The 15,136-nt window shown below is 28.2% G+C and carries 12 protein-coding genes; 9 read left to right on the top strand and 3 right to left on the bottom strand.

Features of this window, described 5'->3' with window-relative positions; genetic code table 11:
- Positions 1–105: 105 nt before the first annotated feature.
- The gene (locus ACTG3S_RS08425) at positions 106–1,092 is read right to left on the bottom strand and encodes an FAD:protein FMN transferase (protein ID WP_439128914.1); all 987 of its coding nucleotides are present in this window, start codon (positions 1,090–1,092) and stop codon (positions 106–108) included.
- Positions 1,093–1,215: 123 nt separating this feature from the next.
- Between ACTG3S_RS08425 and ACTG3S_RS08430 the strand changes: the two genes are divergently transcribed.
- The 4 genes from ACTG3S_RS08430 to ACTG3S_RS08445 all read left to right on the top strand — a co-directional run bounded on the left by ACTG3S_RS08430 (position 1,216) and on the right by ACTG3S_RS08445 (position 5,601).
- Positions 1,216–2,061, top strand: a complete 846-nt coding sequence (locus ACTG3S_RS08430; protein ID WP_439128915.1) for an OmpA/MotB family protein — start codon at positions 1,216–1,218, stop codon at positions 2,059–2,061.
- Positions 2,062–2,290: 229 nt separating this feature from the next.
- Complete coding sequence (locus tag ACTG3S_RS08435) at positions 2,291–2,674, top strand: hypothetical protein (protein WP_439128916.1); 384 nt, start codon at positions 2,291–2,293, stop codon at positions 2,672–2,674.
- Positions 2,675–2,849: 175 nt separating this feature from the next.
- A complete protein-coding gene (locus tag ACTG3S_RS08440) occupies positions 2,850–4,298 on the top strand; it encodes a TlpA family protein disulfide reductase (protein WP_439128917.1) in 1,449 nt (482 codons plus the stop codon).
- A gap of 166 nt (positions 4,299–4,464) precedes the next feature.
- Positions 4,465–5,601: a TlpA family protein disulfide reductase gene (locus ACTG3S_RS08445; RefSeq protein WP_439128918.1), complete on the top strand. Its 1,137-nt coding sequence runs from the start codon at positions 4,465–4,467 to the stop codon at positions 5,599–5,601.
- A gap of 146 nt (positions 5,602–5,747) precedes the next feature.
- On the opposite strand, the gene ACTG3S_RS08450 is transcribed toward ACTG3S_RS08445, so the two are convergent.
- Together ACTG3S_RS08450 and ACTG3S_RS08455 are read right to left on the bottom strand one after the other, a co-directional pair.
- Positions 5,748–6,113 carry a Na(+)-translocating NADH-quinone reductase subunit F gene (locus ACTG3S_RS08450; RefSeq protein WP_298947644.1) on the bottom strand — a complete coding sequence of 122 codons (366 nt, stop codon included), beginning with the start codon at positions 6,111–6,113 and terminating at the stop codon, positions 5,748–5,750.
- A gap of 99 nt (positions 6,114–6,212) precedes the next feature.
- The gene (locus ACTG3S_RS08455; protein ID WP_439128919.1) at positions 6,213–7,568 is read right to left on the bottom strand and encodes a DEAD/DEAH box helicase; all 1,356 of its coding nucleotides are present in this window, start codon (positions 7,566–7,568) and stop codon (positions 6,213–6,215) included.
- Positions 7,569–7,713: 145 nt separating this feature from the next.
- On the opposite strand from ACTG3S_RS08455, the gene ACTG3S_RS08460 reads away from it, so the two are divergent.
- The 5 genes from ACTG3S_RS08460 to ACTG3S_RS08480 form a co-directional block, all read left to right on the top strand.
- Positions 7,714–8,478 carry a TatD family hydrolase gene (locus tag ACTG3S_RS08460; RefSeq protein WP_439128920.1) on the top strand — a complete coding sequence of 255 codons (765 nt, stop codon included), beginning with the start codon at positions 7,714–7,716 and terminating at the stop codon, positions 8,476–8,478.
- Between the two features lie 3 nt (positions 8,479–8,481).
- A complete protein-coding gene (locus tag ACTG3S_RS08465; RefSeq protein WP_439128921.1) occupies positions 8,482–8,976 on the top strand; it encodes a methylated-DNA--[protein]-cysteine S-methyltransferase in 495 nt (164 codons plus the stop codon).
- 55 nt (positions 8,977–9,031) lie between these two features.
- Positions 9,032–12,409 carry a hypothetical protein gene (locus tag ACTG3S_RS08470; RefSeq protein ID WP_439128922.1) on the top strand — a complete coding sequence of 1,126 codons (3,378 nt, stop codon included), beginning with the start codon at positions 9,032–9,034 and terminating at the stop codon, positions 12,407–12,409.
- Between the two features lie 72 nt (positions 12,410–12,481).
- Complete coding sequence (locus ACTG3S_RS08475; protein ID WP_439128923.1) at positions 12,482–12,862, top strand: hypothetical protein; 381 nt, start codon at positions 12,482–12,484, stop codon at positions 12,860–12,862.
- 62 nt (positions 12,863–12,924) lie between these two features.
- On the top strand, positions 12,925–15,136 hold a 2,212-nt coding region (locus tag ACTG3S_RS08480; RefSeq protein ID WP_439128924.1), incomplete at its 3' end, for an efflux RND transporter permease subunit.

The following is a 15,136-nucleotide window of genomic DNA, read 5'->3' on the forward strand; positions in this document are numbered from 1 at the left end:
AGATGAAACTAAAAAAAATAAAATAGGTAGTATTTTTCTCATAATAATTGTTAATGTATTTTTTTAAAATATGCAATATAAAGAAAAAACGATAAAAATCTATACCTAATCGTAGGTATAATTAGAAAATTCTTCTAATTTATTTTCTTTATTTATGTACAACAAAACTACTTTTAGTTGAGGATTGTTCTTTAAAAATGATTTTGTCTTTTCTAAACCCATAGCCATAAATGCAGTCGCATAAGCATCTACATCTGCGCAATCTAAACTTGCTATCACAGAAGCACTAAGCAAATTACTCTCAGTAGCCAAACCAGTAATTGGATTAATAGTGTGTACAAATTTTTTACCTGAGTCAGTAATTCTAAATTTTCTGTAGTTACCAGAAGTAGCCATAGATTTATTAGACAAGTTTATTTTTTTAAATCCAGTCTCTGTATTAATAGGGTCTACCAACTTAACTACCCAAGGTTTGTTTTCCTCCTTTAGTCCTTTTGTTCTAATCTCTCCTCCAATTTCAACTAAATAATTGTGTATGTTTTGTTTTTCTAAAAACCTTGCTACTACATCTATACCATAGCCTTTAGCAATAGAGTTAAAATCTAAATAAATTTGGTTGTATTTTTTTTTAATCTGATTATTTTTTAAAGTTACCATTTGCAACCCCACAAATTGCATTTCTTTTCGTACCTCTTCATCGGTTAGATCTCTTTTGATATTCTTAGGACCAAAACCCCAGGCATTTACCAAATTACCAACTGTAGGATCGAAATAACCATGAGTTTCTTTAAAAATTCTTTTAGATTTTTTAAAAACTTCTACAAAATAATCATCTACAACAACAGTGGTATCCCCTTTGTTTATTTTAGAAATTGCCGAATTAGGAATGTAGGTAGAAAGGGAGTTGTTCATTTTTAAAAACAAACTATCTATTTCCTTTTGATAATTTGTAGCTGCATTTAAGTACGTAATTTTATAAGTAGTACCAAAAACAGCACCTCTTAAGGAATAATCAGATAAAACTACTTCTTTCTTACAACTAAAAAATAATAAAGTTGTACTAAAAATTATCAGAAAATATAGGCCTTTCATAAAGAATTGTTAGAAGAAACAAAAATACGATATAATTTTTTCACAAATTCTTGTTAATCGTACTTTTTATTCGTCTAATTTGTTAAATTTGTGTCATTAATAAAATTATTAAGTATATTTATAATGAAGAAAATATCATTTATCTTATTAGCTACAGTAATACTAAGTTCTTGTGTTACTAAAAAAGAGTTTGTTGCATTACAAGCAGAAAAACAAAAAACGGAAAAAGAATTACTAGCCGTAAAAACCAATTTACAGAAATGTTTAATTGAAAAAGAAAAAGACGATGCACAAACCTTTGCTTTAAAAGAACAAGTAAAATATTTAAAACAAGACAAAAAGACTGCTTTAAAGCAAGTAGAAAACTTAACAGTTTTAACACAGTCTTCTTCAGATAATATTAAAAGTGTTATTTCTCAATTAAGCGAAAAAGACAAGTATATTAACGGAATTAGAGATGCAATGACGCAGAAAGATTCTTTGAACTTAGCAATCAAATACCACCTAACAAGAAATTTAACAGAAGGTATACAAGATAAAGACATTGAAGTGAATGTAGAAAAAACAGTAGTTTTTATCTCAATTTCTGATAAATTATTGTTTAAAAGCGGTAGCTACAACGTAACTGACAATGCTTACACTGTTTTAGAGAAAATAGCAAAAGTTGTAAATGACCAACCAGAAATGGATGTTATGATAGAAGGACACACAGATTCCACACCAATTAAAAGAGATATTATACAAGACAATTGGGATTTATCTGCATTAAGAGCAACTTCTATTACGAGAATTTTACAATACAAATATGGTGTACAACCACAAAGATTAATTGCTGCTGGTAGAAGTCAATATGTACCTTTAGTACCAAACAATTCTCCTGAAAACAAAGCAAAAAATAGAAGAACCAAAATAATTATTATGCCTAGATTAAATCAGTTTTTTGATTTGTTAGAGCAAGATGCTAAATAATTATTTAGTTTTAAAGAATATTAAAAACCACTCAAATTTGATTGGTTTTTTTGTTTTTATAAAATTAGAAGGTCTTAACTTTCTATTAAAAAACCACTAACTTCGTTTAACTTCTGATATAAAACTACTTGTGCTGAACTTGTTTCAGTATTTAAGCACAGTCATATATGAAAATAGAAAACAAGTTTGCAAACATAAAAATCTAAATATTAACTTTAAATTTAAAACTATGAAATCACTGACATTACTATTAATTGGAATTAACTTACTTTTTGCCAATTCAATTGTTGAACCAAAAATCACTGACATAAAAGCTATGAAAGTAATTGAGAAAAGAACTGAATACAATGGAATTTACTATCATTATGAAATAAAAAATACTGGAAATACAATTATTCCAGCAAAAAGTTATAAGGTGTTTTTAAAAATTAATGGAAAAACCATAAGTTTTGACAAATCAACTTCTGAATTAAAACCAGGACAAATCGTAAAATATGCATCACAAAAAACGTTTTATAAGAAAGATTTTGAATTCTTGAATTATTCTCTGGAAATAAAGTTTAAAGATTCGAATTTGAAAAATAATAAACTGAAAGGACAATCGAAATTATAATTACTTTTACTAACATAAACCACATATAAAAAATTGCTAGTGTTTGGCTAAAAGAAATGTAATTGTTTATTTTGTTACGTCTGATTTTCATTCAGAAAAACCACGAACATAAAAACCGAAATTTTAAGTATATACAATAACGTTGGCATAAATTTTTAAAAAAAATTGAAAAGAAATGAAATATAAACTACTTTACTTATTTGTCTTTATTATTTTTTCTTGTACAGAAAAGAAAGTTACAAGCATTACAATAATCTCGGAAAATGAAAGAGATAAATTAGATTCCTTTGAAATTATTAGACCAATTGACGACATTATTTTATGGAAAGAAAATAAAGACACCATATATAGAAATGATAAGGGCATATTAAAATTTCAAACTAACATTGAAAAACCTGAAATTATTAGAATTATTGTAGATAATAAATGGCTCAGGTTAGTTTTACAACCAAATAAAAATTACGTACTGACTGTAACTGATACGTCAAAGGTATTTACTGGCGAAAATTCTGTTGGTAGTAATTATTTTAACAAAATAAAAAGACCTATTATAAACACAGTATTCAACACATTTGCTAACGATACAATCGCTGAACAGATTGTAACTAAAATAGATTCTTTAAAAAACTTAGAATCAAAAGAATTAAATCGATTAAATAATGATAACTTAATTGACGAAGATTTATATAAAATTTTAAAAACAGATGTTGATTACACATATGCAGATTTATTAATCAGTGTAATTTTAGTAAAAGATAGAATAGGAAAACCAATAAATTTTAACAAGGCTAAAGAATTAATAACAAAAACTATAAAAGAATATCCAATTGAAATTGAAAACAGACCATTATATTGGACAGAACATGCGCAAAACTATATAATAAATAAAGAACATTTTTATAATGTTCATGAAGGAAAATTCACATATCAAGAACTACAAAAATACTGGGAAGAAGATAAATTAATAACCAATGATTTAGAGATAATTAAATCTATTTCATTTAAAGAAACTCAAGAAAAATTATGGGCATTTTATATAATTAGTAATGCCGTACAAAAACATTATGAAAAAAGTTTAATAACAGCTTTTAATGATTTTGATAGTACATTTCCAAATAGTATTTATACTCAATTTATTAAACCTGAAATAGATATAATTAAAAATTATTACAGTAAAATTAATCAAGAAATGCCGAAAACTATGAAATTTATTGATGGAAAAAAAATCAATAGTTTATCGGAATTAATACCAAAACTTAACGGAGAAAAATATTATGTAGATGTTTGGGCTACTTGGTGTGGACCTTGTAAAAAAGAATTCAAACATAATAAAAAATTAGATAGTTTACTCAAAGAGTACAATTATAAAAAAATATATATTTCTATTGACAAAGAAGACCTTACTCAAAAATGGAAAGATTACATAAAGTTTTATGATTTAACTGGAACACATACCCTTGCAAATCCGGGTTTTGTTAAAGATTTTACAAAAAATCATTCGTTGGTTAAAAATGGAATTAGTATTCCTCAATACTTAATTATTGATAATAAAGGAAACATAGTGTCTAACAATGCACCAAGACCAAGTAATATTAATAAGTTAAGAGAAATATTAGTTAAATAAAACTTATGCCTACTCCGTGTATTAAAATATTGATAATTTTAGCTAAACTAAAACTTGTTGCTTTTTTGAAAGCGTCTAAATTTTCGCAAGAAATTCCTCGTTTATAAAAGCACAACTTTCAATAAACAACTAAGTTGGCAAACATTACCCATTCAAAATCTTAAATATGAAAAAGATAATATTAATATTTTTAGTAGTTTTTATTTCGTGTAATAAGAATAAAGAATTTAATGAAATAATATGCAATGTTGAAAAAGCAGAAGGTTTAGAACTTGTATACTCTATAAATGGAGAGGATTTTAAAAAGAGACAAATTCAAAAGGTGAAAAATGGAAAAGTAATTTTTAAATCTTTTAAAGAAACAACTGAAATGGGTTATATTGAAAGTTCTTATAACTTAGATAAGTATAATAATCAAAGAAGAGTAGTAAGAGTTTTGCCTGAAAAAAATTCAATCAATTTAAATTTCAATATAACTAAAGATTCTACAGAAATAGATTCAGCAATTTTTGCACCTATTTATAGTTTTAAAAAAATAGTATTTACAAACAATGGGAATAACAAAAAATTTCAAAATTATTATGACAAAAAAATTAATATTTCAAAAGGAATTTACTTCTCATATTCTGAGAGAGATAGCCTAAATAAATATGTTTATCCAGAAATAAAAAGAAAATTGTTAAATCTTTATGAGGAGAAATTTAAAGAATCAAAAAATGAAATACTCAAAATTGAAATATTAAGTGATATGTTAAAAGGCTTTGTTTTTGAATCAAATGAAGATATCACTCAAGAAGAAAGAACAAAAATTAATCTTTTTTTTAACAAAATAAAAATAAAACCAAACAACAATAGTTTTTATAAGCTACAGGAGAAAATTAATGAAATCAATAAGATTGACAAAAATAAAATTGAATTTACTGAGTTTATTTTAGAGGATATCAATCATCAAAAACACGAATTATCTAAATTAGTAGAAAAGAATGAATTTACAGTTTTATACTTTTGGACAGCTGGTTGTGGTCCTTGTAGGTCATTTAATAAAAAACTGAAATCTAAAAATAGTATTCTAAATAATAACGGAATTGAAATTATTCATATCAATGTAGATTTACAAAAAAAATATTGGGAAAAAGCCACAAAAGAAGATTCTATTTTTTGGACAAATTTATATGCAGGAAAAAATTTAGTACTACATAAAAAATATAATATTAGATTTTGGCCAACTAAAATTATTTTTAATAAAAATAAAGAATTAATAGATTTTGAATTTAATGAGCCAGAAGATTTACTAAAACTATAGAAATAACGATTTAGCAAGAACCTATAAACCATATTACTGTTTTTAGTTCACTTACAAAAATTCCTCTAATATTTTCTATCTGTGACTATTTGCTAAATTAGATTGTGAAACACTCCACTAATCATCAAGAAAATCGTTAAAGGAAACTACTCCAAAATCTTTATAAAATTTTCAAAAGCCACATAATAAGGTTGGTTTTTAAACACAGGGCTTTCTACACTCTCTGCATTGGCAATACCCACACCAGCAAACCAAACTTTGGCATTTTGTTTTTTTGCGTGATTTTTAAAGGTTTCCATCCAAATAGTATCGTAGTCATTTGGGTTTTGTAAATTATTGGTGGCTTTTACCAAAACAAAAATAGTGGGTTCACCTTTTTTAAATAATACAAACTGCGGATGTCTTTTTAACGTACTATTAATGGCTTGAAACTCATACCCCATTTTCTCTAGCTTTTCGCCTACAATATTCATTGCTAAATTATGTAACTCTTGAGCTGTTAAAACCTGCATAATTTATTTATTTTAGTGAAACTAAATATTGAAAAGTTTAAAAAACGTATTCAATATTATACGTTGAACTAATCCTGATTTTCATCAGGACCTTTACTTTTATTTTTTCTTTTTATTACGCTTATTATAATTCTTATCTCCCCTAGTTTTAGGTTTCTTATATTTTTTTGCAATTTCTCTTCTATAAGAACCTCCTAAGTTTACCTTGCTATTTTTTTCACTTTTTTCATGAAAAGCTGGCCCAGGCACATACTCTAAACCAGTTCTGTTTTTAGATTGTTCTCTGTCTTCTTTTGGCCTTTCATCTTCAGTTAGCATCGTAGAAATTGCTACTTCTGCTGGTATTTCTAAAACCGGAATTGTATAATCCATTAAAGTTTCTATGGCTGCTTTTGCTTTTTGCTCTTTTTCTGTAGAAAAAAGTAACGTTTTTCCTTCTTTTTCTGCACGACCTGTTCTACCAATTCGATGCATATAATTTTCTGGAAAATCGGGTGTATCAAAATTAATCACATGCGAAACCTCATCAAAATCTAAACCACGTGCCATTACATCTGTAGCTAGCAAAATTCGGTTTTTACCCTCATCAAATTGTTTGATAGAACGTATTCTATAATTTTGTGTTTTATTAGAGTGTATTACACACATCTCATCATTAAAAACTTCTTCTAAATGCTTAAATAACAAGTCTGCAGTTCTTTTAAAACCCACAAAAATTAAAACTTTATGATACGTTTTTGTGTCTTTTAAAAGGTAGTTTAACAAATTTACTTTGGTAAAAAAGTTAGGTACATTATACGACTCCTGTTTAATATTATCTAAGGGTGTACCACTAACTGCAATAGATATTTTTTGTGGATTTTTAAAGAAATCATAAATTAAATTATCTACATCTTCTGTCATTGTTGCAGAAAATAAAACGTTTTGCCTTCTTTCTGGTATAATTTCAAAAATATTCATTAGTTGAAATCGAAACCCTAAATCTAGCATCACATCCACTTCATCAATAACTAATTTCTGAATATTTTTTAGCTTTAAAGCGTTGCTTAAACCCAAATCATACAAACGTCCTGGAGTTGCTACAATAATATCTTGGCCTTGTAAAATGGCTTGTTTTTGCGTGTTGATGTTGGTGCCACCATAAACACCCAAAACACGAACATTAATATATTTAGCTAGTTTTTCAATCTCATCTACTACTTGTATTACAAGTTCACGAGTTGGCACTAACACTAAAATTCTAGGATGTTTTTCTTTAGAAAATTTTAAATCTCTTAATATTGGCAACATATAGGCAAAGGTTTTACCTGTACCTGTTTGTGCAATACCTACAACATCTTTACCAGACCTAACTACAGAAAATGCTTGCTGCTGAATGGGTGTAGGGTTTTCGAAACCCAAATCGTCTATAGCATATTGCAACTGGTTAGATAAGTCTAATTCTTTAAAAGTCATGCTTTAAAATTTTATGCAAAGGTACGTTAAAGTTCAAAGTTTTAGGTTTCAAAGTTTAAAGTTTCCTAGTTCAAAATTAGAAACTTGATAATTTGTAAGAAATCAAACAGTTATTTATTAGTTTTGTGCTTTAATTTTTTAAAAAATGATTACAGATACTCATACCCATTTATATTCTAGTCAATTTAAAGAAGACCAAAAAGAAATGATGCAACGTGCTAAAAATGCAGGCGTTTCTCGTTTTTTTATTCCTGCAATCGATTCATCTTACACAGAAAGTATGTTGCAATTAGAAAAGAACTTTCCAAATGAGGTTTTTTTAATGATGGGTTTGCATCCAACATCTGTAAAAGAAAATTATAAAGAAGAATTGGCGCATGTAAAAAAATGGGTTGATCAAAGAGATTTTTATGCCATTGGAGAAATAGGTATTGATTTATATTGGGACAAAACTTTTTTACAACAACAAAAAGAGGCTTTTAAAACGCAAATACAATGGGCAAAAGAAAAAGAACTACCTATTGTAATACATTGTAGAGATGCTTTTGATGAAATATTTGAAATTTTAGAATCTGAAAAAGGAGACGGTTTATACGGTGTTTTTCATTGTTTTACGGGTACAAAAGCCCAAGCAGAAAAAGCGATTTCTTACAATATGAAATTAGGTATTGGAGGCGTTGTTACATTTAAAAATGGTAAAATTGATCAATTTTTAAATGAAATTGACATCAAAAATATTGTTTTAGAAACAGATGCACCTTATTTGGCACCAACACCATACAGAGGCAAAAGAAACGAAAGTGCTTATATTACCAATGTTGTAGATAAATTAGTAGACATTTATGGGCTATCTTTTGAAGAAATTGCGGACATTACTACTCAGAATTCAAAAGAGATTTTTGGAGTATAATAAATGATAAAAACAGCAACAACATACTACAAAACACCTATAGGAATCGCAAAAATTATGGGCGATACCAATGGTATAAAAGAGGTTACTGTTTTAGATGAAAATGAAGTTTCTGAAAATGATTTAAAAAAAAGTACCCCTTATTGCTTGCAAGATTGTGTGGTACAATTAGAAGAATATTTTAAAGGTGAAAGAGCCAGTTTTAATTTAACTGTAAACCCAAAAGGAACCGCTTTTCAAATAAAAGTTTGGAAATCTCTATTAGATATTCCCTATGGTAAAACCACCAATTATCTGGCACAAAGTAAAGCTCTAGGAGACGCAAAAGCAATTAGAGCTGTAGCCACAGCTAATGGTAAAAATCCGCTTTGGATCATTATTCCCTGTCATAGAGTTATAGGTTCAAATGGTTCTTTAACAGGTTATGGAGGCGGTATTTGGCGTAAAAAATGGTTGTTAGATCATGAAAATCCTGTAAAACAGCAATCACTTTTTTAATTTCGTAATGGCATATTAAAAGACATATTTTTACGTTTAAAACGTAAGGTTTTTTATGAATAACAAATTTCTTTTTTTATGGCTTGTTTTAATAGGATGCTCTCTACAAGCGCAAACAATAAATACAGATTTTAGATCTAAAAAATTTCTGCTAAAAAAAGATACCTTAAAATTTGATTCTGTTGCTATAAATCCGATGCGATTTAAAGTTTTAAATACTTTTTTAAAACCCATCAATCCTTTAGAATACATTGTAAATCATACTGAAGCAACCTTAATTATTAATGCAAAAAAATATCCAGAGATAACCGTAGAATATTATAGATTTCCAGAATTTATTACCAAAACCTATGCTGTTTTTGATGAACGCTTAATTTTACCCAACAACACAAGTTCTGGTAAGTTGTATAGTTTAACCACCAATAAAGAAGCCACCAACATAAAATTATTTGATGGTTTACAAACCAAAGGTTTTATTTCAAGAGGAATCACCTCTGGAAACAATCAAAATGCGGTTACAAATGCTGCTTTAGATTTAGAAATTTCAGGAAAATTATCCGATAAAATCAACTTAAAAGCCAATATTTGGGATACAAACATCCCGATACAAGAAAACGGATATTCGCAAAATATCACAGACTTTGATAGAATTTTTGTAGAAATGTTTCATAAAAATTGGCGCGTTAGAGCTGGAGATTTATCACTAAAAAATAGCGAAAGTTTTTTTGCTCCTTTTGTAAAACAAGCTGCTGGTTTAGAAGTAGAGGCGAATATTAACAACAATTTAAAAGTAAGCGCTTCTGGGGCTGTTGTGCGTGGTAAATTTAACACATTTACCATTGTGGGTAGAGAGGGTAACCAAGGGCCTTACAAAATTGTAGGTGCTAATAACGAACCCAATATTGTAATTATTGGTGGTAGTGAAAAAGTATTTATCAATGGAATTCAAATACAAAGAGGAGAAAATAAAGATTATACCATAGATTATAATTTAGGCGAAATCACTTTTAACACCAGCTACCCTATTACCAATGATATGAGAATCTGGATAGATTTTCAATACTCAGACAGAAATTACACACGTTTTGTAACTTACGAATCTGTAAAATACACATCCGAAAAACTAGATATCAACAGTTTTTTTTACAGTGAAAATGATGCAAAAAATCAGCCTTTACAGCAAGCTTTAACAGATCCACAAAAACAAATACTAGCAAATGCAGGTAATAATACCAATTTAATGTTTGCAGAAAGTGCTTTTATAGATGCTTTTGACGAAAACAAAATACTCTATAAGAAAACCACAATTGGTGCTGTAGAAATTTTTGAATATACTACAGACCCAAATGAGGAACTCTATTTTGTTACGTTTACAAATGTTGGTAGCGATAATGGAGATTATATCTTAGAAAGTAGCACTGCAATCGGTAATATTTTTAGTTATGCAGGTGTAAACCAAGGAAATTACAGTCCAATAACTAGATTAATTCCACCTACAAAATCACAAATTTTTATGGTAAAATCTAATTATGCACCCACCAAAAAAACAACACTTTCTTCTGAGGTTGCAATTAGTAATAACGATGCCAATTTGTTTTCTACCATAGACAATTCAGAAAATAATGGGATTGCTGCAAAAATTGGTTGGCAGCAAGTTTTAATTGATAAAAAATGGCAATTAACTAGTAATATCAATCACGAATTTGCACAAAAAAACTTTAAAACCCTACAAAGGTGGGAACGTGTAGAGTTTAATAGAGATTGGAATTTACTAACCAACAATGCAACTAAAAACTATTTTCAATCAGAGCTAGTATTACAAAATAAAGAAAAAGGATTTTTAAAATACAAATACAATCACTTAAATTATATAGATACTTATAATGGAAACAAACACGATATAAATGCAAAAATAAAACTAAACAACACCTCCTTTTTTGTGGATGGCAGTTTTTTAACAAATACCTCTACTTTAGAAGATAACCGTTTTTTAAGAGCTCAAGCAAAAGTAGAGCATTCTTTTAAAAATACTTGGGTAGGTGCTTTAACTAATTTAGAAACCAATAGCAGAAAGGAAATTGCAACTGATAATTTCATCAATACAAGTCATCGATTTAAAGAATATGAAACTTATTTTGGTATTGGAGATACAACTAAAGTATATGCTAAATTCGGTATAAATTACAGAAATAATGATAGTATAAAAAGCAATCGATTTACAGAAATTAATAACCGAAAATCGTTTTACATAAACAGTAAGTTAATCCAAAATAAACAAACAAATTTAAGTGTGTATGCAAATTATAGACTTACAGAAAATGCTTTTTCAGCAAATGAAAAAACATTAAATTCTCGACTTTTATTCAATCAAAAATTATTTAATAATTTTGTAAATCTTAGCACACTTTACGAAACCTCTTCTGGTAATATTGCAAGACAAGAGTTTATATATATAAAAACAGAACCAGGTTTTGGGTATTATACTTGGTTAGATTATAACAATGATGGCATACAAGATTTTGATGAATTTGAAATTGCAGAATTTCAAGACCAAGCCAATTATTTAAGAGTACCCAAACCTAACTTGCGTTTTATTGCAACTCAAAAAGCAAAATTCAGACAAACTATAAATCTAAATTTTAATCAATGGAAAAAAGAAAAAGGGTTTAAAAAAACTCTTTCATATTTTAGTAATGATAGTTTTTTAAGTGTAGAAAACGAACAAACTAGAGTTGGAAATTCGTTTAATTTTAATCCTTTTAATTTTAATGAAAATAATTTATTAGGCTTAAATTTTAGCTTAAGAAATAGTATTTACTTTAACAGAAATCTACAAAAATATAGCACAACATACACCTATGGCACTTTAAGAAACAAACAACAATTTTTAATAGGCACACAAGAAAATAATACCAAAAGTCATCAAATAGATTTTGCCCATAAATTTTCTAATTTTTGGTTGATAGAATTCTTAGGAAAAATAGCAGAAAACAAATTAGAAACAGAAAATTTTAACAACAGAAATTACACTGTAGAAAGCACCGAAATACAACCCAAAATTAGTTTTTTGTATAGTGATAACAATAGATTATCGGCCTTTTATCATTTTAAAAATAAAACAAATAATTTAGCTGATTTTGAAACTCTACAACAACATAAAATTGGTTTTGAGTATTTTTATTTAAGCAGTAAAAAAAATCAAATTACCGCTAATATAAATGCTTTTATAAATAATTTTACAGGCAATACCAACACACCTGTTGCCTACCAAATGTTAGAAGGTTTGCAAGCTGGTAGAAATTATACTTGGAATGTTTTATTCAACAGAAAATTGAACTCTTTTTTAAATTTAAACCTAAATTATTTAGGAAGAAAAAGCGAAAACTCTAAAACTATTCATAATGGTAGTATTCAATTAAGAGCTGTCTTTTAATTTGTTAAAGTTTTGTACTTGGTAACAATTATAACACTTGTTTGTTAAAAAATTTTCTTACTTTGCAACTAGATGTCAAAATTCATATCAATACTATTAGCGCAAATGATTCTTTTTCAGAGTCTAAACGTTAATTTAGAATCATTTTCTAAGTTAACAGTATTGTTAGAACATGCTCAATTTCATCAAGAAAAATATGGCGATAGTTTTGTGGAATTTTTAGTAGAACATTATGGAGAAAATGAAACTCCAAAACACGATGAGCATGAAAAGTTACCTTTTAAGCAAGATGCTCATAACCACAATAATTTACCTTCTATTTTTACTTTAAATACAACTGTATTTAAACCAAAACAAAACATAGCTTATCAAACAAAACAAAATTACTTCTACAAGGAGTTGCATTCTTTTTTTGAAAAACCTGCTGTTTTTCAACCACCCAAAAACGCATAATTTATTTTAGGTTTTAATCCTGTTTTACACAGGCTTTTATTTTATCTTAATAATTATGAATTATGTTAACTAACATTATAAAATTCAGCTTACAAAATAAGCTGATAATTTTCCTCTTTACAGTATTTATTCTTGGTTTTGGTGTTTATTCTTTAACCCAAATACCCATTGGTGCTGTACCAGACATTACCAACAATCAAGTACAAGTTATTACCACATCGCGAAATTTATCTACACAAGATGTAGAGCAATTTATTACCTATCCAGTAGAATTAGAAATGGCCAATTTACCTGGTGTAGAAGAAATCAGATCTGTTTCTAAATTTGGTTTATCTGTAGTAACCATTGTTTTTAAAGACGATTTAGGCACTTATCTGCCCAGACAATTAATTGCAGAAAAAATTAAATCGGCGTCTGAGAAAATACCACAAGGATTTGGATCTCCAGAAATGGGCCCAATAACAACAGGTTTGGGCGAAATTTACCAATATATTTTAGATGTAAAACCTGGTTTTAAAGAACAATATAATCCTACAGATTTAAGAACCATACAAGATTGGATTGTAAAACGTCAATTATCTGGTATTCCTGGTGTTGTTGAAGTAAATACTTGGGGTGGTTTTTTAAAGCAATATGAAGTGGCAATCAACCCGAATAAATTAAATGCCATGAATATTTCAATCTCTGAAATTTATGATGCATTAGAGAAAAACAACAGTGTTGCTGGTGGTGGTTATATAGAAAAAACGAATGAAACCTTTTTTATTCGTGGAGAAGGTTTGATTAAAACTTTAGAAGATGTTGGCAATATTGTGGTTAAAAATGAAGGTATACCCATTTTTATTAAAGATGTTGCCAAGGTTGGTTTTGGAAAAGCCACACGCTTTGGAGCTATTACAGGAAATGGTGAAGGCGAAAAAGTATTAGGCCAAATAATGATGCTTAAAAACGGGAATTCGAAAGAAATTATTGATGCTGTAAAACAGCGTGTTGCTTCGATACAAAACTCATTGCCAGAAGGCGTTTATATAAATGGTTTTTTAGAACGAAGTGAGTTGATTGGAAAAACCACATTTACAGTGGCAGAAAACCTAATTTTAGGTTCGTTAATTGTAATATTTGTGGTGGTTTTATTGTTAGGCAATTTGCGTTCTGGTTTGGTGGTGGCTTCTGTAATTCCGCTAAGTTTATTATTTGCTATTTCTTTAATGAATATTTTTGGTGTTGATGCAAACTTAATGAGTTTAGGTGCCATCGATTTTGGAATTATTATAGATGGTGCTGTTATTATTGTAGAGTATATCGCATTTAAAATAATGTCTCAAACAGCACATCTAAAGACATTAGAAAATAATCAGAAACAAACAGAAATTGATTCAATTACTTTAAAAAGCGCATCAAAAATGATGAATTCTGCCATATTTGGGCAACTCATCATTTTAATTGTATTTATACCAATTTTATCTTTAAGTGGTGTAGAAGGCAAAATGTTTAAACCCATGGCACTAACTTTTAGCTTTGCTTTAATTGGGGCTATGTTGTTGTGTCTAACTTATGTTCCTGTAGTTTCATCTATCTTTTTAAAACCTAAAAAAGTAAGTGATAAAAATATTTCTGTTAGATTAATGAAATTCTTAAACTCTTGGTACAAACCTGTTATCAATTGGGCTTTACAAAACAAACGATTAGTCATTGGTTTATCTACCATTTTATTGGCAACCAGCTTTTGGATATTTAGCAAAATGGGTGGCGAATTTGTACCTACTTTAGATGAAGGAGATTTTGTAATTCAACCTGTATTAAAAACAGGTACTTCCTTAGGTAAAACTATAGAAATAACTACCAAAATTGAGCAAATTTTATTGGATAAATTTCCAGAAGTCGAACAAGTAGTTAGTCGAATTGGAGCTGCAGAAGTACCCACAGATCCTATGTCTATGGAAGAAAGTGATGTAATCATCAAACTAAAACCAAAAAGCGAATGGACTTCTGCAAATAGTAAAGACGAGTTAGCAGATGAATTCAAAAAAGCATTGGCTATCATTCCTGGTATGGAAGTAGAATTTACCCAACCTATAGAAATGCGTTTTAACGAATTGATTACTGGGGTTAGAGCAGATGTTGCGATTAAAATTTTTGGTGATAATTTATCGATTTTAGCTAACAAAGCAGAGCAAGTAAAAAATTTGATTCAAAATGTAGCAGGTGCCTCAGACATTATTATTGAAAAAGTAGAAGGTTTACCACAAATGAGTGTTAACTTTAACAGGAGTA

Source organism: Polaribacter sp., assembly GCF_965656025.1.
Lineage (GTDB): Bacteria > Bacteroidota > Bacteroidia > Flavobacteriales > Flavobacteriaceae > Polaribacter.

Excerpts from the sequence above, each read along its gene's own strand:
- ACTG3S_RS08450 (WP_298947644.1), bottom strand. The coding sequence starts at position 6,113 with ATGCAGGTTTTAACAGCTCAAGAGTTACATAATTTAGCAATGAATATT.
- ACTG3S_RS08465 (WP_439128921.1), top strand. The coding sequence starts at position 8,482 with ATGATAAAAACAGCAACAACATACTACAAAACACCTATAGGAATCGCA.
- ACTG3S_RS08455 (WP_439128919.1), bottom strand. The coding sequence starts at position 7,568 with ATGACTTTTAAAGAATTAGACTTATCTAACCAGTTGCAATATGCTATA.
- ACTG3S_RS08475 (WP_439128923.1), top strand. The coding sequence starts at position 12,482 with ATGTCAAAATTCATATCAATACTATTAGCGCAAATGATTCTTTTTCAG.
- ACTG3S_RS08425 (WP_439128914.1), bottom strand. The coding sequence starts at position 1,092 with ATGAAAGGCCTATATTTTCTGATAATTTTTAGTACAACTTTATTATTT.
- ACTG3S_RS08445 (WP_439128918.1), top strand. The coding sequence starts at position 4,465 with ATGAAAAAGATAATATTAATATTTTTAGTAGTTTTTATTTCGTGTAAT.
- ACTG3S_RS08430 (WP_439128915.1), top strand. The coding sequence starts at position 1,216 with ATGAAGAAAATATCATTTATCTTATTAGCTACAGTAATACTAAGTTCT.
- ACTG3S_RS08460 (WP_439128920.1), top strand. The coding sequence starts at position 7,714 with ATGATTACAGATACTCATACCCATTTATATTCTAGTCAATTTAAAGAA.
- ACTG3S_RS08440 (WP_439128917.1), top strand. The coding sequence starts at position 2,850 with ATGAAATATAAACTACTTTACTTATTTGTCTTTATTATTTTTTCTTGT.
- ACTG3S_RS08435 (WP_439128916.1), top strand. The coding sequence starts at position 2,291 with ATGAAATCACTGACATTACTATTAATTGGAATTAACTTACTTTTTGCC.
- ACTG3S_RS08470 (WP_439128922.1), top strand. The coding sequence starts at position 9,032 with ATGAATAACAAATTTCTTTTTTTATGGCTTGTTTTAATAGGATGCTCT.